The organism is Cellulomonas hominis (assembly GCF_901521055.1).
In the GTDB taxonomy this organism is placed as follows: Bacteria; Actinomycetota; Actinomycetes; order Actinomycetales; family Cellulomonadaceae; genus Cellulomonas; species Cellulomonas endometrii.
Window position 1 is genome coordinate 1 of sequence record NZ_CABEGA010000054.1, and the last position, 21,637, is coordinate 21,637.

General features: G+C 76.5%; 22 protein-coding genes and 1 tRNA gene. 9 read left to right on the forward strand and 14 right to left on the reverse strand.

Going from position 1 to position 21,637, the window contains the following annotated elements:
- Positions 1-75: 75 nt before the first annotated feature.
- Together KJP73_RS14265 and KJP73_RS14270 are read right to left on the reverse strand one after the other, a co-directional pair.
- Entirely contained in the window at positions 76-426 is a 351-nt protein-coding gene (locus KJP73_RS14265) for a hypothetical protein (protein ID WP_213283536.1), read from the reverse strand.
- Between the two features lie 51 nt (positions 427-477).
- Entirely contained in the window at positions 478-825 is a 348-nt protein-coding gene (locus KJP73_RS14270) for a DUF3263 domain-containing protein (protein ID WP_249669404.1), read from the reverse strand.
- 111 nt (positions 826-936) lie between these two features.
- On the opposite strand from KJP73_RS14270, the gene KJP73_RS14275 reads away from it, so the two are divergent.
- A complete protein-coding gene (locus KJP73_RS14275; RefSeq protein WP_213283537.1) occupies positions 937-1,614 on the forward strand; it encodes a uracil-DNA glycosylase in 678 nt (225 codons plus the stop codon).
- 76 nt (positions 1,615-1,690) lie between these two features.
- Positions 1,691-2,536 (forward strand): SGNH/GDSL hydrolase family protein, encoded by an 846-nt coding sequence (locus KJP73_RS14280; RefSeq protein WP_213283538.1) that lies wholly within the window; start codon positions 1,691-1,693, stop codon positions 2,534-2,536.
- A gap of 6 nt (positions 2,537-2,542) precedes the next feature.
- Here the strand turns inward: KJP73_RS14280 and KJP73_RS14285 are convergent, their stop codons facing one another.
- From KJP73_RS14285 to KJP73_RS14305, 5 genes are all read right to left on the reverse strand, one after another.
- Positions 2,543-2,980, reverse strand: a complete 438-nt coding sequence (locus KJP73_RS14285) for a hypothetical protein (protein ID WP_213283539.1) — start codon at positions 2,978-2,980, stop codon at positions 2,543-2,545.
- Between the two features lie 132 nt (positions 2,981-3,112).
- Entirely contained in the window at positions 3,113-4,192 is a 1,080-nt protein-coding gene (locus tag KJP73_RS14290; protein ID WP_213283540.1) for a hypothetical protein, read from the reverse strand.
- On the reverse strand, positions 4,189-4,605 hold the full coding sequence (locus KJP73_RS14295; protein WP_213283541.1) for a S24/S26 family peptidase: 417 nt from the start codon (positions 4,603-4,605) through the stop codon (positions 4,189-4,191). Before KJP73_RS14295 ends, KJP73_RS14290 begins: the two co-directional genes overlap by 4 nt.
- A gap of 199 nt (positions 4,606-4,804) precedes the next feature.
- Positions 4,805-5,281, reverse strand: coding sequence for a hypothetical protein (locus KJP73_RS14300; RefSeq protein ID WP_213283542.1), 477 nt, complete (start codon positions 5,279-5,281; stop codon positions 4,805-4,807).
- Between the two features lie 254 nt (positions 5,282-5,535).
- A complete protein-coding gene (locus KJP73_RS14305; protein ID WP_213283543.1) occupies positions 5,536-6,687 on the reverse strand; it encodes a sensor histidine kinase in 1,152 nt (383 codons plus the stop codon).
- 80 nt (positions 6,688-6,767) lie between these two features.
- Here KJP73_RS14305 and KJP73_RS14310 point away from each other — a divergent pair, with 80 nt between their 5' ends.
- Entirely contained in the window at positions 6,768-7,439 is a 672-nt protein-coding gene (locus KJP73_RS14310; RefSeq protein ID WP_213283544.1) for a response regulator transcription factor, read from the forward strand.
- A gap of 73 nt (positions 7,440-7,512) precedes the next feature.
- A complete protein-coding gene (locus KJP73_RS14315) occupies positions 7,513-7,890 on the forward strand; it encodes a nuclear transport factor 2 family protein (protein WP_213283545.1) in 378 nt (125 codons plus the stop codon).
- 167 nt (positions 7,891-8,057) lie between these two features.
- Here the strand turns inward: KJP73_RS14315 and KJP73_RS14320 are convergent, their stop codons facing one another.
- Positions 8,058-8,228: a hypothetical protein gene (locus tag KJP73_RS14320; protein ID WP_213283546.1), complete on the reverse strand. Its 171-nt coding sequence runs from the start codon at positions 8,226-8,228 to the stop codon at positions 8,058-8,060.
- A gap of 189 nt (positions 8,229-8,417) precedes the next feature.
- The gene (locus tag KJP73_RS19555; RefSeq protein ID WP_213283547.1) at positions 8,418-10,610 is read right to left on the reverse strand and encodes a DUF11 domain-containing protein; all 2,193 of its coding nucleotides are present in this window, start codon (positions 10,608-10,610) and stop codon (positions 8,418-8,420) included.
- 395 nt (positions 10,611-11,005) lie between these two features.
- Here KJP73_RS19555 and KJP73_RS14330 point away from each other — a divergent pair, with 395 nt between their 5' ends.
- The gene (locus tag KJP73_RS14330) at positions 11,006-11,170 is read left to right on the forward strand and encodes a hypothetical protein (protein WP_213283548.1); all 165 of its coding nucleotides are present in this window, start codon (positions 11,006-11,008) and stop codon (positions 11,168-11,170) included.
- 57 nt (positions 11,171-11,227) lie between these two features.
- Here KJP73_RS14330 and KJP73_RS14335 read toward each other — a convergent pair.
- The 5 genes from KJP73_RS14335 to KJP73_RS14355 form a co-directional block, all read right to left on the reverse strand.
- Positions 11,228-11,301, reverse strand: a tRNA-Thr gene (locus tag KJP73_RS14335).
- A 58-nt stretch (positions 11,302-11,359) separates the two neighbouring features.
- On the reverse strand, positions 11,360-12,643 hold the full coding sequence (locus KJP73_RS14340) for an MFS transporter (protein WP_213283549.1): 1,284 nt from the start codon (positions 12,641-12,643) through the stop codon (positions 11,360-11,362).
- A gap of 78 nt (positions 12,644-12,721) precedes the next feature.
- The gene (locus tag KJP73_RS14345; RefSeq protein ID WP_213283550.1) at positions 12,722-13,591 is read right to left on the reverse strand and encodes a DsbA family protein; all 870 of its coding nucleotides are present in this window, start codon (positions 13,589-13,591) and stop codon (positions 12,722-12,724) included.
- A gap of 37 nt (positions 13,592-13,628) precedes the next feature.
- The gene (locus KJP73_RS14350) at positions 13,629-14,195 is read right to left on the reverse strand and encodes a hypothetical protein (protein WP_213283551.1); all 567 of its coding nucleotides are present in this window, start codon (positions 14,193-14,195) and stop codon (positions 13,629-13,631) included.
- Between the two features lie 75 nt (positions 14,196-14,270).
- Entirely contained in the window at positions 14,271-16,202 is a 1,932-nt protein-coding gene (locus tag KJP73_RS14355; RefSeq protein WP_213283552.1) for a serine/threonine-protein kinase, read from the reverse strand.
- Positions 16,203-16,354: 152 nt separating this feature from the next.
- Between KJP73_RS14355 and KJP73_RS14360 the strand changes: the two genes are divergently transcribed.
- From KJP73_RS14360 to KJP73_RS14375, 4 genes are all read left to right on the forward strand, one after another.
- Entirely contained in the window at positions 16,355-17,788 is a 1,434-nt protein-coding gene (locus KJP73_RS14360; protein ID WP_213283553.1) for an alpha,alpha-trehalose-phosphate synthase (UDP-forming), read from the forward strand.
- Between the two features lie 11 nt (positions 17,789-17,799).
- Complete coding sequence (gene otsB / locus KJP73_RS14365) at positions 17,800-18,636, forward strand: trehalose-phosphatase (protein WP_213283554.1); 837 nt, start codon at positions 17,800-17,802, stop codon at positions 18,634-18,636.
- 43 nt (positions 18,637-18,679) lie between these two features.
- Positions 18,680-20,254, forward strand: a complete 1,575-nt coding sequence (locus KJP73_RS14370; protein ID WP_213283555.1) for a hypothetical protein — start codon at positions 18,680-18,682, stop codon at positions 20,252-20,254.
- Positions 20,255-20,437: 183 nt separating this feature from the next.
- Positions 20,438-21,562: an ABC transporter ATP-binding protein gene (locus KJP73_RS14375; protein ID WP_213283556.1), complete on the forward strand. Its 1,125-nt coding sequence runs from the start codon at positions 20,438-20,440 to the stop codon at positions 21,560-21,562.
- Positions 21,563-21,637: the final 75 nt, after the last annotated feature.

Sequence of the window (21,637 nt, forward strand, 5' to 3'; positions counted from 1 at the left end):
AGCAGAGTAAGTAGTGGTTTGTGATCGGTGCGGCGGAGGCAACCGAGCACGACGCATAAGCCTTCGCCGGCAGCGTCAGATGTGTATAGGAGACGGGTGACCGCCTGCCGGCCCGCCGGGGGGACCACGGCCACCGACGGCGGGCTCGCTCGGGGCGGCCGACTCCGCGGGGGCCTCCGTCTCGGGCTGCGCGGGCGCGGAGGCGACGGGGGTCTCGGAGGTCCCGAAGCCGGGGATGCGGCCGTCCCAGGACGAGGCCCACAGGACGAACACGACGGTCAGCGCCGGGACGAGGACGACGACGGCGACGAACGGCCACCAGCGGCTCCACCAGCTCCGGGGTGCGCGGTGCACGCCGATCGGCGCATCCTCCGCCGGTGCGGCGTCGAACTCGTCCTCCGGGTACCGGTCGCTGCCCTTGCTCACGGCGGACAGGCTAACGGTTCGCGCTGGTGGGACCGGCCACGCGCGCCGGGATCAGGCGTCGGCGCCGAGGCGGCGGGCGCTGCGGGCGCGCTGGCGGGTGGAGCGCATGCGCCGCAGCCGCTTGACCAGCATCGGGTCGTGCGCGAGCGCGGCCGGCGAGTCGATGAGCGCGTTCAGCACCTGGTAGTACCGGGTGGCCGACATGTCGAACAGCTCGCGGACGGCCTGCTCCTTGGCGCCGGCGTACTTCCACCACTGGCGCTCGAAGGCCAGCACCTGCTGGTCGCGCTCGGACAGGCCGGAGGGGTCGCTCCCCGCGGGGGCCGCGGTGCCGCCGTCGACGGCCACCAGCGTCGGCCGGCCGGCCGTGCCGTCGCCGCGCTCCGCCGTCGCGTCCATCCGTGCCGCCCTCCCGTGCCGGTGCCCCTGGGTCAGCGGCCATCGTACGGCCGGAATCACACGGCTGTCATTCCTCGCGGCGGCGGTGCGACCCGGCTAGCGTCGGGGCCCGTGGACGCCGCCCCGCTCGCCTCGCTCGTCGCCCCCGACTGGGCCGCCGCCCTCGCCCCGGTCGAGCCGCAGGTGCACGCCGCCGGCGCGTTCCTGCGGGCGGAGGTCGCGGCGGGCCGCGGGTACCTGCCGGCGGGACCCGACGTGCTGCGGGCGTTCACCCGCCCCCTCGCCGACGTGCGGGTGCTCGTCGTGGGCCAGGACCCGTACCCGACGCCGGGGCACCCGATGGGGCTGTCGTTCTCCGTGCAGCCCGACGTCCGGCCCCTGCCCCGGTCGCTCGCCAACGTGTTCACCGAGCTCCGGTCCGACCTCGGCGTCCCGCAGCCGAGCAGCGGCGACCTGTCCCCCTGGGCCGACCGCGGGGTCATGCTGCTCAACCGGGTGCTGACGGTCCGGCCCGGGGAGCCGGCCTCGCACCGCGGCAGGGGGTGGGAGACGGTCACCGACCGCGCCATCGCGGCCCTGGTGGAACGCGGTGGCCCGCTCGTCGCCGTGCTGTGGGGCCGGGACGCCCAGTCGCTCACGCCCGCGCTCGGCGGCGTGCCGGTGGTCGCGAGCCCGCACCCGAGCCCGCTGTCGGCGAGCCGCGGGTTCTTCGGCTCGCGCCCGTTCTCCCGCGTGAACGCCCTGCTCGCGGAGCAGGGCGCCGACCCGGTCGACTGGTCGCTGCCCTGACGCCGGGGCGCCGCACGCCGCCGGCGTGAGGGAACCGGGCCTGACAGGCGCCCGGGGCGGGGGGCAGACTGCGAGGGTGACGACGCATGAGGGGGCGGCGACGGCCGCACGCACGGACGACCGGCCGACCACGACGCAGCCGCCCCGCTGGGAGCGGTACGTCGCGGTCGGCGACTCCTTCACCGAGGGGCTCTGGGACACGCCGGAGGGCGACCAGGGACCGGTCCGGGGCTGGGCGGACGTGCTGGCCGGGCTGCTGTCCGAGCGTCGCCGCGCGGCCGGCGCCGAGCCGCTGCAGTACGCGAACCTGGCCATCCGGGGCCGCCTGCTCCGGCCGATCGTCGTCGACCAGGTGCCCACGGCGCTCGCGATGGACGCCGACCTGGTGAGCCTGGTCGGCGGCGGCAACGACATCCTGCGGCCCGGCGCCGACCCGGACCGGCTCGCGCGCGGCCTCGAGCAGGCCGTCGCGCGCGTCCGGGCGTCGGGCGCCGACGTGCTGCTGGCGACGGGGTTCGACTCCGCCGGGTCGCCCCTCGTCCAGTCGACCCGCGCACGGGTCGGGATCTACAACGCGCACATCTGGTCGATGGCGCGGCGGCACGGCGCCCACGTGCTGGACCTGTGGGGCATGCGGCACCTCAAGGACATCCGGATGTGGTCCCCGGACCGCATCCACCTCACCACCGAGGCGCACGCGCGGGTCGCGCAGGGCGCCCTGGTCGCGCTCGGGCTCGAGCCGGACGACCCGGCGTGGGACGAGCCGCTCGCCCCGCAGCCCCGGCTCCCGCGCGCGGAGCAGGCCCGCCGGGACGCCCGGTGGCTGCGGATGTACGCGTACCCGTGGGCCACGCGGCGGCTGCGGGGGCGCTCCTCCGGTGACGCGCGCGTCGCGAAGCTGCCGCAGCTGACCGAGGTCTGAGCCGGGTCAGCGACCGGTGGCGGGGTCGGCCGCGCCGGTGACCGGCTCGTCGGTCACCAGGGCCAGCGACACCCCCGCGAGGTCCTCGACGGCCACCCCGGCTCCGTCCAGCGTCACCGACGTGCGGGGGGCGGTCACGGGGGTGCGGGCCTCCGCGAGCGCCTCGTCGTCCGGGCCGTGCAGGGTCACCGCCACCTCGCGGCCGGCGCAGCCCTCCGGCACGTCCGCCAGGGACGCGCGCGTGACGCCGTAGCCGCCGAGCGCGGCGACGTAGTCGACGTCGTAGTCGACGCTGATCCTGCTGACCACGCAGGCCCCGGCAGGCGCGGTGTCGCCGCCGTCCCACGTGAGGGCGCGGGCCATGGACACCGCGAGCCCGGCGCAGCCGAGCCACGCCAGGGTCACCCCCGCCGCGCGGCGTGCACGGATGTGCTCGTGCGCCATCGGCGCCCCCTCCATGGACCAGCCCGGTCGATCCGTCGACCTGGCGGGCCCATCGTCCGTCCGCGGCGGGTGCTGAGCACCCGGGGCGGCACGCCACCCGTCCGGGGGACGCGCCTCACCCGGTGGCGCGCGTCAGGAGTGCAGGCAGACGTCGAACGTGCGGGTCGTGTCGTCCCGGACGCCCCAGGTGTCCCAGGCGGTCGGCGTCACCCGGTAGACCGTCCCGCCACGGGCCTCGAACGCGTAGCTGCCGGGCACGGTGAGGTCCGCGAGGTCGACCGTCCGGCCCCGCGCGGCGAACCAGGCCACCAGCGGGGCGACGTCGACGTCGGCGCGCCAGCCGGCGTAGAACTGCGGCGTGCCGGTCACCCCGACCGTCGTCGCGAAGCAGGCGTAGCCCACGTTGCCGTCGGGTGCCGCCGAGACCTGCGTGTACGGCAGGGCGGGGTCGTGGACCGGGGCGGGCAGCGCGTAGTGGCAGACCGTCACGGTGATCGTCTCCCCCGCGGCGAGCCGGTCGGAGCCCGGCCGGCCGCCCACGGAGACGACACCGCCGGACGGGGTGGCGGACAGGACCTGCCCCCACCACGGGCTCTGGACCTGGAAGCCCGCGCCGGACGTGACGCCGTTGAACGGCCGCTGGTCCAGGTGCAGGTCGACGCGCCAGACGGTGCCCGCCGCGCCCGAGACCGGCACGCTCACGCAGGCCTGCGTCCCGGACGACGCGATCTGGCTCCACGTCACGGTGCCGAACGTCGTCCCGGGGCCGGGGGTCACCGGACCGGCAGGGGTCCGCGGCGTCCAGGTGGCCGGCACCGCCCACCCCCCGACGGTGACGGCGACGCCCGCGACGCGAGACGTCGCGTACGAAGGCACGGTCACCGTCGCGCGCGCGGCCGCCGGGAGCGTGACCGACGTGTCCGCGCCCGCGAGCGCCGTGCCGTCCGCGGCGAAGAGGCGCAGCGTCGCGACCTTCCCGCGGCAGGCGGCGGGGACGCCGGACAGCACGACCTGCGTCGCCGAGGCCGACGTGCCGCCCGCCGTGGCGCCCAGCGCGGCGGCCGTGCACGGGGCAGCGGCCGCGGTGGTGATCTGCCGCGCGGCGACGGGGAGCCGGGCGGCGCTCGCCGGCGAGAGCGCCAGGGCGGCGAGGAGGGCGAGGACCACCGCGACCAGGGCGGCCGGCGCGACGAGCCGGGCGCGCGCGGTCACGTCGCGGGCTCCGGGCGGCTCGGCCACAGGAGCACGCCGCCGGCCACGACGATCAGGGACAGCCAGGCCCAGGGGTCGAGCAGCACGGCCGCGACCCGGCCGAGCCCGGGCACGTGCACCCGGGCGATGCCCAGGACGTCCTCCTGGTGGGGGCGCCACGGGTCGAGGAAGTCGTTGTTGTCGCCCTGGATGACCCACCCGTCGGCCGCGGTGCCGTCGACGACCCGGTGGATCACGCGGCCGTCGGGGACGCCGGGCGGGGTGTAGACCACCACGTCGCCCGCCGCGGGGACGCCGCAGCGGGACACGACGAGGTCGCCGGTGTAGTAGGTCGGCTCCATCGAGTGGCCCGACACGATGGTCAGCGTCGTGCAGCCGCCGAGCGTGCTCGGCCAGCCGAACCACACGAGCACGCCGACGACCGCCGCCGTGAACGCCCACCCGAGCGCGCCCCGCAGCCGCCCGCCACCCTGCCCGCCACCGTGCCCGCCCCGCCCGACGGAGAGCGCCGCGCGGGCGCGCGCGGGGACGCCGAGGGGCCGGTGCGGGGCAGTCGTGCTGCCCGCACCGGCCGGCCCGGCGTGCCGCGCGCTGATGCTGCGTCCTGCGGCGTCAGCTCGCGATGACGACGGCGACGCCCTTGACGTCGGCCGCCTTGATCGCGCCGGGCACGCTCAGGGTCACGGTGCCGCCGGACGCGCCGACCGTGCCGGTGACCTGGCGCAGCGAGGCGCCGGTGGAGGCGTCGGTGGGGTCGGTGTTCAGCAGGTCGACCGTGACGTTCTGCCCGGCGCAGCCCGCGGCGACGCCAGAGAGCTTCACCTCGGTGACCGTGTAGCCCTTGGCGGCGGCGGCGAACGCGTTGCTGAACGCGACCTGCACGCCGTCGGAGTCGCACGACGCCACGACGGTGGTGCCCGCGCCGAGCGCGCCGGCGGTGAGGTTCAGCTGGGCCGCGGACGCGAGGCCCAGGCCGGCGATGCCGAGGCCCGCGACGGTGAGCGCGACGACCTTGCGGCGGACCGTGCGGCGGGGGCGGGGGGCGGCCGGCGTCCCGGACGTGGCGGGCAGGGCGGTGGCGACGGACATGGATCTCCTCGGACGACGCAGCTCTGGCAGGCGCGGCGCGTCCCGCAGAGCCGTGGGCGGGGGCGTGCCGACCGCGGCGTCGGAGCAGGGGGATCCCGGCGACACGGCTCGCGCACCCTAGGGCCGCGCGGCGCACCCCCGGGAAGCCCTTTCTGGGTGGCAGCACCCCTCCCCCGGCACGTCAACCCCGTCACCACGACATTTATCCGGGCAAACCGGACAATCCGGGTGGGTGAAAAACGTCTCTCCGCAGGTCACAGCACTGATGACCCCAGTGATTCCACCGGAAGACTGGCGACCACCTGGGTGCCGTCGCCGGGCACGGAGGTGACGCGGAGGTCCCCGCCGGCCAGCCGGAGCCGGTCCGACAGCCGCGCGGTGCCGGACGGCGCCCCGGCGTCCGTGCCGAAGCCCCGGCCGTCGTCGGACACCCGGACCTCCAGGGCCCCGGCCACCACGGACAGCCGCACGTCCACCACCTCCGCGTGGCCGTGCCGCAGCGCGTTGCTGATCGCCTCCTCCACCACCCGCACCAGGATCAGGCGCTCGGAGCGGGTCAGCTGCGGCGCCGCGGGGTCGTCCAGCGCGCGCACCTCGTCCGTGACGCCGAGCCGGGTGTTCACCGACGTGGGGATCCGGCTGAGCAGCGACCGGATCGCCGGCACCATCCCGACCTCCAGCTGGTCCGGGTAGAGCATCCGGCTGGTGGCCCGGACGTCGGCCTCGCGCACCGTCTCGATCTGCTCGCGCACCTCCCGCAGCAGCGCGAGGTCGTCCTCGGTGGCCGTGCCGCCGGCCAGCCGGTCCAGCAGCCGGTCCAGCCGGGCCACCACCAGCACCAGCCGCTGCTGCATGCTGCCGTGCAGGCCCTCGGCGACCTCGCGCCGGACCCGGACCTCCTCGTGCTGCAGCGCCTGCAGCGCGAGCTCGATCTGCATCCGGCTCTCCGCGGCGGCGGCGACCTGCGTGCGCAGCCGGCGCTGCGAGAGCATCGCCGCCAGGCCCATGCCCGCCGCGATCCACGCCACCGCGGCGCCGCTGCCCAGCTCGGCGACGATCACCGACCGCGGCGGGTCCACGTAGACGTCCAGCAGCAGCTGCGACCCGAACCGCACGCCCGACGCCGTGACCCCCGCGCTGAGCACGCCCACCACGAGCGCGAGCGGGCCACGCTGCGGCAGGGGCACCCCGGTGAGCGCCAGGATCACGAGCATCGACACCACGGCGGTCAGGTTCGCCAGGATCCGGTCCGTCACCGGCACGTGCCCGCCCTGGTTGCCGTAGACCCACGCGGTCTGGACGGCCGCGCCCACGGCGAACGCCGTCATGACGGTGCCGGAGGCCGCCAGCAGAGCCCGCCGGTCGGCGCGGGTCGCGGCCGCGTCCTGCGCCACAGCCGTCGGCATCCGTCATCACCCGTTCCCCGCGCGGACCGGGCCCGCGTGCCGTGCCGCGATCCGCGGTCCGGACGACCATACTGTCCGGGATGTCCGACTCCGCACCCGACACCGTCCGCGTCGTCGTCGTCGAGGACCAGCCACTCTTCCGGTCGATGCTGGAGCTCACCCTCGAGGCCGTCGCGGGCGTCCGCGTCGTCGCGGCGGTCGGCACCGTGAAGGAGGGCGCCGCCGCGCTGCGGCCCGGCGCCGCCGACGTGGCCGTCCTCGACATCGACCTGCCCGACGGCAACGGCATCGCCCTCGGGGTGACGCTGCGCCGGCACCAGCCGGACCTCGGCATCCTGCTGCTGTCCGCGCACGACGCGATGGACCTGCTGCTGGACCTGCCCCCGGACGTGTCGCACGGCTGGTCGTACCTGTCCAAGACGTCGTCGACGAGCGCCCAGACCCTCGTCCACGCGATCCAGGCGGCGGCCGCGGGGCGGACCACGCTCGACCCCGTGCTCCTGGACCGGATGGCCCCACGTGCGGGCTCCGCCGTGGCGCGGCTCACCGACCGGCAGTACGCCGTCCTCCGGCTGCTGGCGCAGGGCCTGTCGAACGCCGGCATCGGCGAGGCGCTGAAGATCACCGAGAAGTCGGTGCAGAACCACATCAACGGCGTCTACGCGACGCTCGGCATCGACGCCGACCCGTCCCGCAACCCCCGCGTCACCGCGGCCCTCCGGCTGCTCGAGGAGACCGGCCGCGCGACCTGACCGTCGACACCCTCGACACCCCCGGCACCGGCGGAGCACGATGGTCCGCACCGACGCAGCGAGGGGGCACGCGATGGGACGCGCGGACGTGATGGCCTGGGTGGCGGCCTACGAGCAGGCGTGGCGGGACGACGACGTGCCGGCGGTCGACACGCTGTTCACCGAGGAGGCGCGGTACCTGCGCTCCCCGTACGAGGCCCCGCTGGAGGGGCTCGCCGCGATCCGCGACTTCTGGCGGGACCCGACGCCGTTCACGATGGACGCGGAGGTCGTCGCGGCGGACGGTGCGGACGCCGTCGTCCGCGTGGAGGTCCGGTACGGCGGGGACGAGCCGCAGGAGTACCGCGACCTGTGGGTGCTGCGCTTCGCGCCCGACGGCCGCGTCGAGCACTTCGAGGAGTGGGCCTACTGGCCCGGCAAGCCGTACAGCGCGAGCGCCGACCCGTCCTGACACCGGGCGGGCGTCGGCCGCCGATCGGGTGAGGACGTTCCCCGGGAGGCCGGTCCTGGGTTACAGTAGGCATGCCCTCGGTCGCCTGCCCCCTGCGCGGCCGAGGGCTTCTCTGTGCCCGGCCCCCTGTGCCCGCCCTCTGTGCCCGGCCGCGCTCGACGACGAGCTCAGTGCGCGCGCCACTCCACGGCGCCGCAGCACGTGCAGCGGGCCACGACGACGCCGAACCGCCGGGGGCTCGTGTCGAGGTGCCAGCCCGGCCGGTGGCACGACGGGGCGTGCTCGACCGTGACGCGGGTCAGCGGGTTCGGGCGGCTCGGGGCCAGCGTGGTGCTCATGGGGCTCTCCAGCGGGGACGACGGTGCTTGTCGGACCCCTTCGGCCGCCGCGACCGGGATGTGAGCGGTCGGACCGGCCCGCCTGCCGGCACGACGCGGTCCCGGCACGACGCGGCCCCGGCGCGCCAGGGAGCGGCGCGCCGGGGCTCGTCGGTCCGCGGGCGGCCGGGGGAGCCGCCCGCGGACCGGTCAGGCCCGGCCGGTCCGGCGGCGCCAGCCGACCAGACCCGCACCGAGGAGCAGGAGCAGCAGCGCCGCGCCCACCCCCGCCCCGATCTCCGCACCGGTGACGGCCAGCGGCGCCCCGGGTGCCGCGGCCGCAGCCGGGGCGGCGGCCACGTCGCGGTAGGTGACCAGCACCTGCGCCGCCGTGACGTTGCCGTCGACGTCGCTCACCTGGTACCCGACCGGGGTGGGGTCACCGGTGAAGCCGGGCTGCGGCGTGAACGTGATCGCCCCCGTCGCCGGGTCCACGGTCCACGTGCCCTCGCCGGCCACGACCAGCTCCGTCACCAGGGCGCCGTTCCCGGGGGTCACGAGCCGCACCGTCGTCGGGTCCAGGCTCCCCCGGTCGTTGCCGACCACGTCGACCGTCACCCGGGTGCCGCGGTCGTTGTCCCGGTCGGCGTCGTCCTGCGCCTTCGGCAGGTAGGTCACCACCACCTCCGCCGTGACCGGGCTGCCCACGGGGCCGGAGACCTCGTAGCGCACGGGCGTCGGGTTGCGGTGGAAGCCCGCCAGCGGCGTGAACGTGATCTCGCCCGTCGCGGGGTCGGCGGACCAGGTGCCCTCGCCGGCCACGACCAGCGTGCTCACCCGGTCGCCGGACACCGGGTCGACCAGGCGGACCGTCGCGGGGTCGAGGTCGCCGGCGTCGTTCCCGACCACGTCCACCGTGACGGCGTCGCCGAGGGTGTTGCCGGTGTCGGCGTCGTCGACGGCGGCCGGCTGCGCGACGACGTCGACCGTCGCGCTCGCCGTGTTGTCCGACGCGTCGCCGCGGTCCTCGACGGCGGCGACGTTCGTCAGGGTGCTGCCCGGCGCGTCCGCGACGGTCTGCGTGGCGACCACGGTGAGGGTCTCCCCGACGTCCAGGCCGCGGCTGCCCGTGGCGGCCTCGCCCAGCAGCGCGAACGGCCGCGCGCACTCCAGCTCGGCCGGCAGGGGGTCGCCCGCTCCGGCGTCGCAGGTCACGGAGCCCCGCTCGAGGGCGGCGTTGGTGCCGCCGGAGGACGTGACGGACGTGAGCACCGCCGGGCCGGTCCCGGGCACGACGTCGCGCAGGGTCACGAGGTCGCCGCGGGTCATCGCCGCGGGGCCCTGGTTGGTGATCGCCACGGTCCAGGTCAGGACGTCCCCGGCGGCCGCCGACGCGGTCGCGCCCGCCGGCCCGCCGTCGACGGAGACCGTCTTGGTCACGGCCAGGTCGTAGTCGCACTCGACCCAGTCGAGGGTGATCGAGCCCGCGGCGCCCGCGCCGGTCCCGGTCTGACGCCCGACCGCGCTGGCCTGGACGCCCGTCGCGTCGGCCGCCACGAAGCTGGACCCGCCACCGCCACCACCGCCGGCGACGGTGTTGACGACCGTTCCCGACCCGTCGGCCTCGGTGTTCTGGATCAGCGTGGAGGCGCCGCCACCGCCGCCGAGGTAGCCGCCGCCTCCGCCGCCGCCCGCGTCGTAGTTCGGGTCGAACGCGCCGGCGCCACCGGTGCGGCCGGCACCCGGCAGGCCGTCCAGGGTCGCGTCGACGCTGTGCACGCCGCCGGCACCGGCGGTGCTCGTGCCACCGCCCTGGCCGCCGCCGACGCCGATGCGCTCGGCCGCGGCCGTCTGGCCCTCGTACCCGTCGGTGCCCGCGGAACCCGGCGCGACGGTGCCCGCCGTCACGGGGAGGCCGGCGTCGCCGCCGAAGCCGTCGCTCGACACCGAGTGGCCGCCGCCGGAACCGCCGCCGCCGCCCGCGAGGACGGCGAGGTCGCCGCCGAGGGTCAGCTCGCTGTACCCGCCGCCGCCCGCGCCGCCGTGCTGGCCCGTCACCGAGCCGCCGGCGCCGCCGCCGTTCGCGCCGCCGGAGCCGCCGGCGTTCCCGCTGTTCTCGCCGCCACCGCCGCCGACCGTGCCGGCGTAGGCGGTGCCCGGCACGACGGCGAACGTCGCGACGACGCGCGCGGCGCCGCCGTTCGAGCCGATCCCGTTGGCGCCCGCGGCGGAGCGACCGCCCGCGCCACCGATGACGACGGCGTCGACCGCGCAGACGCCGTCGGGCACGACCCCCGCGACGGCACCGACGCCGAAGGCGGAGCTCGGGGCCGCGGCGGCCGGGTCGGCCAGCGCGGCGGGGGCGAGCGCGACCGGCAGCACGCCGGCGGCCAGGACCGTCACCGACGTGACACCCGCGAGCGCGGCCCGCCGCACCCGTCCCGGGCCCTGCTGGGTCGCCGCTGACCGACGGGACGCTGACCTGGCTCTGTGCTGCACGTGTCCTCCTGCTGCTCCGGCTGTCCACGCCCCGCGAAGGCGGTCGTGGGTCGGGGCCGGACCGCTGACGCGGCCGGCCCCTGCGGGAGCCTGCCGGACGAAGGTCCCGGATCAGGGGCGCGGCGGGGACGTTCACCTCGGCCCTCACCCTTTGCCGGGTGCCGCGCCGCGCCGGCAGCCCGCCGCCGGAACGGCGGACGCGTGGCGTCGCCCTCTGCCAGGATCGGCGCATGGTCGCCGACGATCGGGCTCGCGCAGCGGGAGACCGCGCACCGGGGAGCCGCGCACCGGGGAGCCGCGTGCAGGTCATCGCCGCGGCCGTGCTCGTCCTCGTCGGTGCCGTTCTCTGCGGGGCAGCCATCGCCGACGGTCGCACCTTCGCCGCGGTCGTCGGCGCGGTGCAGTGCGCGATCGGCGTCTACCTGCTCGTCTGGCACGTGCGCGAGCGTCGCCGGCTTCGGTGAGACGCGCGCGCCGAGGGTGCGCCCACGGCCGCGCCACGGCAAGCGCGTCGGGCTGGGAGCCCCCTGTCGGATTCGAACCGACGACCTGCTGTTTACAAGACAGCTGCTCTGGCCAGCTGAGCTAAGGAGGCGCGGCGCACCCCGCGGGGCGCGTGCGGCGACCAGCCTACCGGCCACCCGGCGCGCGGATCAGGGCTGCGGGTCCCGCGCGTCGTACCGCCAGAACCCGCGCTGCCAGCGCACGAGCACCCACAGGACCACGACGCACGCGAGCCCGCCGGCGAGTGCCGCGCCGCCCTCGCCGACGTGCTCCGAGGCGGTGCCGAGCAGCAGCTCCCCGAGGCGCGGCCCGCCGGCGACCACGACCACGAACACCCCCTGCAGCCGCCCCCGCATGTCGTCCGGGGTCGCGGTCTGCAGGATCGTCTGCCGGAACACCGCGCTGACGGCGTCCGCGGCCCCGGCGGCCGCCAGGGCGAGCACCCCGAGCGCCAGCGCGAGCCACAGCACGTGGTCCGGGTGGCCGCGGCCGGCGACGACCAGCACCGCACCGAACGCCGCGACGGCGAGGCCCCAGGCGGTGATGGCCAGCACGATGATGCGCCCCTGCCAGCGGACCCGGGCCAGGCCGCCGGAGAACAGCCCGGCCAGCATCGCCCCGGCGGCGACGGCGGCGGTCATCACGCCGGCGGTCGTCTCCCCGCCGCCCAGGTAGACGATGCCCACCGCGGGGAACAGCACGCGCGGGGACGACGTGATCATCGCGACGAGGTCGACCAGGAACGTCATCCGCACGTTCGGCCGGGTCCCGAGGTACCGCAGCCCGTCCAGGACGGACCCCAGCCCGGCGCGGGCGCGGCGGGTGCCGGACGGCTCCGGGGGCATGGGCGGCAGCCGGAGCAGCGCGGTGAACGCGAACGTGAACAGCACGGCGTCGAGCGTGTAGACGATGCCGTAGTCGAGGGCCGCGACGAGTCCGGCGCCGAGCAGCGGGCCGAGGGTGAGCGCGACGTTCCAGCCGACGGTCTGCAGGGCGTTGGCCGCGGGCATGAGCCGGGGTTCGAGCAGCCGCGGGATGATCGCGGAGCGCGCGGGGCTGTTGACCGCACCGGCCCCGGACTGCACGGCGATCAGCGCGTACAGCACGCCGACGTGGGTGTTCCCGCCCCAGTCCTGCACCGCGAGGCCGAGCGTGGCGACCCAGCTGACCGCCGACGCGACGAGGGCCACGGTGCGCCGGTCCGCGTGGTCGACGATCGCCCCGCCGTACAGGCCGAACACCACGAGCGGCACCAGGGCGCACAGCCCGACCAGGCCGACCGAGAGCGTGGAGCGCGTGATCTCGTAGACCTGGAGGCCGACCGCGACGACCGTCAGCTGCGCGCCGAGGTTGGCCACCGACAGGCCCCACCACAGCCGGCGGAACTCGGGGCTGACGCGCAGGGGCGTCAGGTCCACGAGCAGGGAGGGCACCGCGGGAGTCTACGTGCACGATGCAGCGAAGGGCCGCGCCGGTCACCGGCGCGGCCCTCCACCGACGGGCGGGGCGGGTCAGCCCTTCGCGGCCTCGATCGCCTCGGTCAGCGGCCCCGTCGTGTACAGGTCGCCGCTGAACTCCTCGCCGTCGATCAGCACGGTGGGGGTGCCGAGCTTGCCGAGGTCGGACTTCATCTGGTTGTTGTTCGCCGCGAGCCACGGCGCGAACGTCCGCCAGTCGGCGTCCGGGGCGGTGGCCGTGAACTCGTCGATGACGTCCTGCGGGACGCCGGCCTCCTCCGCGAGGTTCGCGATCTCGTCGTCGGACAGGCCCTTGGTGCCCTCCTCCGGCTGGTTCTCGAACAGCGCCGAGTGGAACGCGGAGAACTGCTCGGGCGCCTGGTCGGCGACGACAGCCGCCGCGTTGCCGGCGCGGGTGGAGTACTCGGCGCCCTGCGACTGGTTGTCGAGGAAGGCGAGCGGGTGGTACTCGACGGTCACGCCGCCCTCCTCGCGGAGGGTCTCGAGCTCGGCGTCGTTCGCGTCCTCGAACATGCCGCAGTAGGGGCACATGTAGTCGAAGTACACGGACACGACGACGTCGTCCTCGGCGGCGGGCTCGCCCGCGGCACCGTCGGCGCCGACGGGGATCGCGCCGGAGGGCTCCGCGGTCGACGGCGCCGCCACGTCCTCGAGCGTGATCGAGTCGACGTCGTCCGCGGAGTACGCGATGCCGGGCTGGTTCGCCTGCACGACGATCACCGCGACGACCGCGACGAGGGCGACGACCGCGGCGGACAGGCCGCCGATCGCCACGATCTTGTTGCGGCGGTCGCGCTTCGCCTGCTGCTCGCGCATGGCGCGGGCCTGCTCGCGGGCGGAGTCGCGACGCTCGGCCTTGGTGGGCCGCGGCGAGTCGCCGGGGCGCGGGGTGCTGCTGGTCATGGGGGTCCTGCTTCCTTCGGACGTCCGGGCGGTGGGCTCAGGCGAACGCCGGCGGGGGCGGGCCACGGTGCGGGTGCCGCGCCCGGGCGAGGACGGCGGCGGGCAGGCGCACCACCCCGGCGACGGGGAGGCCGCGCCGGGAGCCCGCCGGCTGGGGCCCGGCGGGCCGGGGCACGACGCGCACGACGGCGCCGAGGACGCGCCGGGCCGTGCCGGCCGCCCGCAGCAGGAGCGCGGTCAGGCCGAGGCCGAGGGCGCCCAGCGCGGCGTGCGCGGCGACGACCGGCAGCACGAGGCCGAGCGCGAGCACCGCGCCGTGCGACGCCGCGGGTGCGACGGCGAGCGTGCCGGTCGGGCAGTCGGCGGCGTCCTGGAGCAGGGTGAGCCGCACGCCGAGCACCGCGAGCGGGCCGTCGACGTGCACGCACTGGTGCACGAGCGTGCGGACCCCGGCCAGCCAGACCGCCCCGCCGAGCGCCAGCAGGGACGCCAGGGCCGTGAGGAGCGGGGTCGCGAGCAGCCGGCCGGCGCGGTCGGGCACGCGGCCCGGCGCGCTGCCGGGCACGGGGGCGTGCGGCACCCGCGCGTCGGCCGTCCCGGTCATGCGGCCCAGCGTACGGGCTCCGCCTGGACCGGACCTGGGTCCTCGGGGCCCGGCGTGCGTCGCCGAGTCGCCCGGTCAGCCCCCGGTCGGCAGCGACGGCTCGGCGAACGGCGCCCAGTCGACGCCGGACCCGGTGGCCGCGAACGCGACGAGCACGGCGGCGGCGGCGAGCGCGAGCAGCACCGCCGCGGTCGCCCCGCCCCGTCCGGGTGCGACGGCGCCGAGGACCCGGCGGGCGCCGGTGCGGGTGGTGCGCGCGAGCGGACCCCACCAGAGCGCCGCCAGGCCGGCGGCCGTCGCGACGGCCAGCAGCACTGCGGCCGCCGTCCCCGTCGGGCCGTCCGCGTCGGCGCGCAGCGGCCCCGCGTCGAGCGTGCCGGACCCGACCAGCCACCAGCCCACGCCGAGCGTGATGACGACGAGGCTCGCCGCGACCAGCAGCGACGGCACCAGGGTGACGAGCGCGCGGACCAGGTGCCAGGGGCTCGACGCGACGGCGCGCAGCCCGTCGCTGCGGCGGGCGCCGACCCGCTCGCGACGCCGGGCCAGGGCCTCGGAGACGGAGCCGACCGTCCGGGCCAGCAGCACGAGCGGGACGAGCGCGATGAGCACGACGCCGGGGTAGAGCGCGGCCGCCGCGACGACCAGCAGCGCCAGCGCGAGCACCGTCCCCGTGCGGCGGGGTGGCTCGGCGGCCGGCACACCGGGTCCGAGGTCGCCCTCGTCCGGCTCCCCGGAGCCCCACGGGGCGTCGTACGGGTGCGCGGCGTCGCCTGCGCCGTCCGCCGCCCAGACCTGCGTCGGCGCGTCCCCGTACCCGCTGGACCGGTCGCCGGCGGACCGGTCGCCGACGGACCGGTCGCCGCCCGGCGCGACCGACGGCGGCAGGAACGCCCGCGTGGTGCCGTCCTGCGCGCCGGTCGGCGCGGGCGCGAGCACCGCGGTGCCGTCGCTGCCGGGCGCGCCGGTCGCGTCGGCCCAGCCACCGGCACCGATCACCTCGGTCGCGCCGCTGCCGGCCACCGCGAGCGCCCCGGGCGGCACCGGTCCCGTGGCGGCGGGGTGCGCGAGGGTCGGCGCGGCGTCCCCCGCGCCGAACGCGACGGTCCCGCCCGCCCGCGTGGCGGCCGCGGCGCCCCCCGCGAGCGCCGCGCCCGCGGTGAGGGCCACGGTCGCGGCCTCGGGCGAGTACCGCTCGCCGCGGCGCACAGCCTCGGCGAGCGCCTCGACCACCTCGTCGGGCTCGGCGCGGTCCGCGGGGTCGGCGGCGAGCGCGTCCCAGAGGGCCCCGGCGGTGACCGGGCCCAGCCCCGCGAGGTCCGCGTCGCCGCTGCGGGTGCGCACCAACACGGCCTCCAGCGGGCGGGTGCCGAACGGTGCGCGCCCGGTGGAGGCGTACGCGAGCAGCGCGGCCCACCCCCACCAGTCGGTCGCGGGGGTCGGCTCGGCGCCGTCGATCAGCTCGGGCGCGAGGTAACCGGGGGTGCCGACGACGAAGCCGGCGGACGTCACGCGGGTCTCGTCGACGGACTGCGCGATGCCGAAGTCGATGAGCACGGGCCCGTCCGGGGTGACCAGGACGTTGCTCGGCTTGAGGTCGCGGTGCACCACCCCGGCGGCGTGCACGGCCTCGAGGGCGTCGCGGAGCCCGGCCGCCAGCCGGTGCAGGGCGGCGGCGTCGAGGGGTCCGCGCAGCCGGACGTGCTCGGCGAGGTCCTGCCCGGGGACGAGCTCGGTGACGAGGAACGCCTCGGTGGAGTCGGCCTCGGCGTCCAGCACCGCGGCGACCCCGGGGTGCCGCAGCCGCTGCAGGGCCAGCACCTCGCGGCGCAGCCGCTCCCGGGAGGACGGGTCGGCCCCGATGTGCGGGTGCAGCAGCTTGAGCGCGACCGCCGTGCCCCCGCCGTCGACGGCCCGGTACACCGTGCCCATGCCTCCGGAGCCGAGCGGCGCGAGGATGGTGTACCCGCCGATCTCGGCGCCCGGCGACAGCCCGATGCGCTCCACCCACGGCACGGTAGCCGCCGCACGCGCGCACCGCGGGTCGCCGCGCGGGCGGGCCCGGAGCGGGCCGCGGAGGCGCAGGTGGCACGCGGTATCGCGGGCGGGGTCCGGAGGGTCACGTTAAGGTCAGGACGACACCAAGGAGCTGAGGATCAGTGGCATCTGCTGGTTATGACCTGGTCGTCGTCGCGAACCGACTGCCGGTCGACGTGACGCTGGACGACGACGGCAAGCCGAGCTGGGACCGGTCGCCCGGTGGTCTCGTGACCGCCCTGGAGCCCGTCGTGCAGAACTCGGACGGCGCGTGGGTGGGCTGGGGAGGCTCCGCCGACCTCGAGCTGGAGCCGTTCGACGCCGACGGCATGCGCCTGGTCCCGGTGCAGCTCACCGCGGACGACCTCCAGTACTACTACGAGGGCTTCTCGAACGACACGCTGTGGCCGCTCTACCACGACGTGATCCAGCCCCCGACGTTCCACCGGCTCTGGTGGGACGCGTACCAGAAGGTGAACCGGCGGTTCGCGAACGCCGCGGCGGCCCAGGCGGCCCCCGGCGCGACCGTGTGGGTGCACGACTACCAGCTGCAGCTGGTCCCAAAGTACCTGCGCGAGCTGCGCCCCGACGTGCGCATCGGGTACTTCCACCACATCCCGTTCCCCCCGCTGGAGATCTTCGCGCAGCTGCCGTGGCGGCTGCAGGTGGTCGAGGGCCTGCTCGGCGCGGACCTCATCGGGTTCCAGCGCGGCGGCGACGCGGCGAACTTCGTGCGGGTGGTGCGCCGCCTGACGGACCGGCCGACGCGCGGGCAGATGATCTCGATCACCGACGCCGACGGCCGGACCGAGCGGCACGTGCGCGCCTCCGCGTTCCCGATCTCGATCGACTCCAAGGCCTTCGACCGGCTGGCCCGCACCCCCGAGGTGCAGCAGCGCGCGAAGGAGATCCGCCACGAGCTCGGCGACCCGAAGGTGCTGCTGCTCGGCGTCGACCGCCTGGACTACACCAAGGGCATCCGGCACCGCATCAAGGCGTTCGGGGAGCTGCTCGAGGACGGGCGCCTGACGGTGCCGGACGCGACGCTCGTGCAGGTCGCCTCCCCCAGCCGCGAGAACGTCGGCGCGTACCAGCAGCTGCGGGACGACGTCGAGGTGCTGGTCGGGCGGATCAACGGCGAGCACGGCGAGCTCGGCCACGCCGCGGTCCACTACATGCACCACTCCTACCCGATGGAGGAGATGGCGGCGCTGTACCTGGCTGCGGACGTCATGCTCGTGACCGCCCTGCGCGACGGCATGAACCTGGTCGCCAAGGAGTACATCGCCGCGCGCTCGGACGACCGCGGCGCCCTGGTGCTGAGCGAGTTCACCGGCGCGGCGGACGAGCTCGGCGGGGCGGCGATCCTGGTGAACCCGCACGACATCGCGGGCTTGAAGAACGCCATCCAGCACGCCGCGTTCATCGACCCGCGCGAGGGCCGCAAGCGGATGCGCCGTCTGCGCCGCCGCGTGCTGGAGAACGACGTGGCGCACTGGTCCGAGTCGTTCCTGTCCGTGCTGAGCGCCGTGCCGGTGCGCGAGCGGAACGTGTGAGGGGCCCGGCCGTGCACGACACCACCCACGAGGACGAGCTCCGCGGGTCGCTGCGGGCGCTGGTCGCCGACCCCGCGCGCCGGCCGCTGCTGCTCGCGCTCGACTTCGACGGGACCCTCGCCCCACTCCAGGACGACCCGGAGGACTCCCGCGTCCTGCCCGAGGCCGTGACCGCCCTCGCCGACCTGGCTGCGCGACCCGACCGGGTCCGGCTGGCGCTGGTGTCCGGCCGGGCGCTCGGCGACCTGCACCGGCTCGCGGAGGTCCCCCCGGGGACGGTGCTGATCGGCAGCCACGGCGCCGAGCGGGCACGCGTCACGGAGCACGGCCTCGACCGCGACGTGATCCGGCTGACCGACGACCAGGCCGACCGGCTCGCGGCGCTGGGCGGGGAGCTGCAGTCCGTGGCCCGGGGCCGGGACGGCGTCTGGGTCGAGACCAAGCCCGCAGCGGTGGCGGTGCACACCCGGATGGCCGACCCCGCGACGGGCGACGAGGCGGAGCGCGAGGCCCTGGCCGTCGGGGAGCGCCTGGGCTCCAAGGTCCTGCACGGCAAGAAGGTCGTCGAGGTGTCGGTGCTGGACGCCGACAAGGGGGCGGCCCTGGTCGCGCTGCGGGACGAGCTCGGGGCGGGCGTGGTCGTCTGCGCCGGTGACGACGTCACCGACGAGAACGCGTTCCGTGCGCTGGGCCCGGACGACGTGACGGTCAAGGTGGGCGACGGGGCGACCGTGGCCCGGTACCGCGTCGCCGACCCGGAGGCCCTCGCCGGCCTGCTGGCGGACCTCGCGCACGGCGTCGCCGACGGGTCCGCGGACGCGGAGGCAGGTCCCGCCGGCCGGGCGTAGGTTGCCCGCATGACGGGCAGCGCCCCATGAGGGGGCAGCGCCGGTGAGGGCGCGCCGCGTGGCGATGCAGGACGTCGAGATGGTCGACGTCGACACCGGTGCGCCCGCCTTCGACCCGGTCGCGGCCGAGGACGACCCGGCGGCCGAGGCGGAGCGCGCCCGGCGGCGGGCCGGCCGCCGGCGGCTGCTGCGGCGCTGGTGGCCCGTCCCCGTCGTGGCGGTCGTCCTCGCGGTGGGCACGCAGACCGTGCTGGACGCTCGCGAGCGCGAGCGGGTCGCCGCGCGGCAGGAGGTCGAGGGCGTGCTCCGCACGGTCGACCCCGCGCTCGAGCCCACCCGCCGCGTGCCGGAGGACGTCGCCGCGGTGGTGCTGAGCGGCGTCGTGGCGGGCGACCTGCGGATCGGTCCCGGGAACGACCCCTGGGAGGGCCCCCGGGAGCTGGTCGCCGTCGACGCCGCCGGGGACACGGTCTGGCGCGCGTCCCTCGAGCGGGGCGGCTCCTGGGAGCCCGGCGAGCCGGGGCTCGGGGCCGAGTACCCGTTGTGCCTGCCGGAGGGCGACCCGGTCACGTCGGTGCGCTGCCTGGTGCTCGACCGGACCATGGACACCGCCACCGAGGTCGAGGACGGCGCCTGGATCCCCGGCCCGCCGACCGCCGGCCGCCTGATGTCGTTCGACCCGGCGACCGGCCGGGCGCGCGACGAGCAGGACGTCCCGCCGGTGTCCGGCTGGGACGCCGGCGACGGCCTGCAGGTCCTCGCGTCGGTCACGGACGGCGCGCTGGTGGTCACCGCGTGGCCCGAGGGCGGGGCGCCGGACGGGGAGCCGCGCTGGCGCACCGAGCTCCCGCTGGGCACCGACGCGGCCACGCCCCAGTCCCTGACCTACCCGCCGGGCGTCACGGTGGTGCGCGGGCACGTGCTGGTCCAGGGCGACCTCGGGTCGTGGGCCCTGGCCGCCGCCGACGGGGCGCTCGAGCGCGAGGGCGTCGACTACCTCACGCTCACCCGCGGGGGGCACCTCACGTCGCCCGGGACGCCGGCCGAGGTGCTGGGCCCCGACGGCCGGACGCTGGCGACGCTGCCGGGCTCGCCCCTGGCGCTGACCGTCGACGACGGCTCGGTCCCGGACGTCGAGCTGCTGGTCGTGCAGGACGGCGGCCGGCGGGAGCTGGTCGGCTACGACGTCACCGCCGACGAGACGCTGTGGACGCTGCCTCGCTCCGCGTGGGTGGACTCCGGCTTCGTGCTGCTGGACGGCGTGCTGTACGGCGGCGACCGGGAGGCGGTGTGGGCCGTCGACGTCGCGACCGGCCGCGAGACGTGGCGGACGCCGTCCCCGGTCGCGAACGACACGGGCGGCGTGCTCACCGACGGCCGGCACCTGCTGGTCCTCGCGGCCACCCGGGCGGCGGCGGACGCGGGCGTGAGCATCGACCCGGCCACCGGCGCGGTCACCTCCGAGACCCCGGCGAGCTCCCGCACGGTCCTGGCCTACTCGCTGGGCGACGGGCAGCTCGCGTGGGCCACCCGGCTCCCCGACGACGTGCAGGGCGTGTGGGCGTGGCAGGGCGACCTGCTGGCGTTCGGGGCCGGCGACGTGCTGGTCCTCAACTGAGCCGAGCGGTCCCCCGGACGGGTGTCTGCGCAGGTCGGCGCGCCGGGGCCCGGGTGTGGCAGGATGACCACTGGACCGAGGGGGGTCACCCGACCTCCCTCGACCCGTGTCAGCGAAGACACACTGACACTCTTCACGACGGATCGTCCGGCACGTACCTGCCGGTGAAGGGACTGATCACTGATGGCTACGGTCACGTTCGACAAGGCCACCCGGGTGTACCCGGGCACGGAGCGCCCCGCGGTGGACGCTCTCGACCTCCACATCGAGGACGGCGAGTTCCTCGTCCTCGTCGGCCCCTCGGGCTGCGGCAAGTCGACCTCGCTCCGCATGCTCGCGGGCCTCGAGGACGTCAACGCCGGTCGCATCCTCATCGGCGACCGCGACGTCACCGACGTCCAGCCGAAGGACCGGGACATCGCGATGGTGTTCCAGAACTACGCGCTGTACCCGCACATGACGGTCGCCGACAACATGGGCTTCGCGCTCAAGATCGCCGGCACCCCGAAGGCCGACATCCGCACCCGCGTCGAGGAGGCCGCCAAGATCCTCGACCTCACCCAGTACCTCGACCGCAAGCCGAAGGCGCTCTCCGGTGGTCAGCGTCAGCGTGTCGCGATGGGTCGCGCCATCGTCCGCCAGCCGCGCGTCTTCCTCATGGACGAGCCGCTGTCGAACCTGGACGCCAAGCTCCGCGTGCAGACCCGCACGCAGATCGCGTCGCTCCAGCGCCGCCTGGGCGTCACCACGGTCTACGTCACGCACGACCAGACCGAGGCCCTCACCATGGGCGACCGCATCGCGGTCCTCAAGGACGGTCTGCTCCAGCAGGTCGGCACGCCGCGCGACATGTACGACACCCCGGCCAACGTGTTCGTCGCCGGCTTCATCGGCTCCCCGGCCATGAACATCGGCACGTTCCCGCTGACCGACGGCGTGGCGAAGGTCGGCACCGCCGGCATCGCCGTCCCGCGCGACGCCCTCGGCGTCCTCAAGGCGGACGACAACAACACCATCACCATCGGCTTCCGCCCGGAGTCGCTGGACGTCGTCCCCGAGGGCACCCCGGACGCCATCCCGGTGGTCGTGAACATCGTCGAGGAGCTCGGCTCCGACGCGTTCGTCTACGGCTCGCTGGCGGCCGAGGTCGGCGCCGCGCAGGTCACGTCCGGCGCCGGCGACTCGCAGGTCATCGTCCGCGTCGACCCGCGCCAGGTCCCCGCCAAGGGCGAGAAGATCTGGGTCCGCATCCGCACCGGCGAGCAGCACCTGTTCCACGCCGGCTCGGGCGAGCGCATCGCGGTCTGAGCACAGCACCTCCACGTCGAAGGGGCGGGTCCGGCACACCACCGGTCCCGCCCCTTCGACGTCCGATGGGAGAAT

Bases quoted from the DNA above. Each gene is read 5' to 3' on its own strand.
- KJP73_RS14345 (WP_213283550.1), bottom strand. From the start codon at position 13,591: ATGACCAGCAGCACCCCGCGCCCCGGCGACTCGCCGCGGCCCACCAAG.
- KJP73_RS14285 (WP_213283539.1), bottom strand. From the start codon at position 2,980: ATGGCGCACGAGCACATCCGTGCACGCCGCGCGGCGGGGGTGACCCTG.
- KJP73_RS14305 (WP_213283543.1), bottom strand. From the start codon at position 6,687: ATGCCGACGGCTGTGGCGCAGGACGCGGCCGCGACCCGCGCCGACCGG.
- KJP73_RS14270 (WP_249669404.1), bottom strand. From the start codon at position 825: ATGGACGCGACGGCGGAGCGCGGCGACGGCACGGCCGGCCGGCCGACG.
- KJP73_RS14350 (WP_213283551.1), bottom strand. From the start codon at position 14,195: ATGACCGGGACGGCCGACGCGCGGGTGCCGCACGCCCCCGTGCCCGGC.
- KJP73_RS14310 (WP_213283544.1), top strand. From the start codon at position 6,768: ATGTCCGACTCCGCACCCGACACCGTCCGCGTCGTCGTCGTCGAGGAC.
- KJP73_RS14320 (WP_213283546.1), bottom strand. From the start codon at position 8,228: ATGAGCACCACGCTGGCCCCGAGCCGCCCGAACCCGCTGACCCGCGTC.
- KJP73_RS14375 (WP_213283556.1), top strand. From the start codon at position 20,438: ATGGCTACGGTCACGTTCGACAAGGCCACCCGGGTGTACCCGGGCACG.
- KJP73_RS14315 (WP_213283545.1), top strand. From the start codon at position 7,513: ATGGGACGCGCGGACGTGATGGCCTGGGTGGCGGCCTACGAGCAGGCG.
- KJP73_RS14300 (WP_213283542.1), bottom strand. From the start codon at position 5,281: ATGTCCGTCGCCACCGCCCTGCCCGCCACGTCCGGGACGCCGGCCGCC.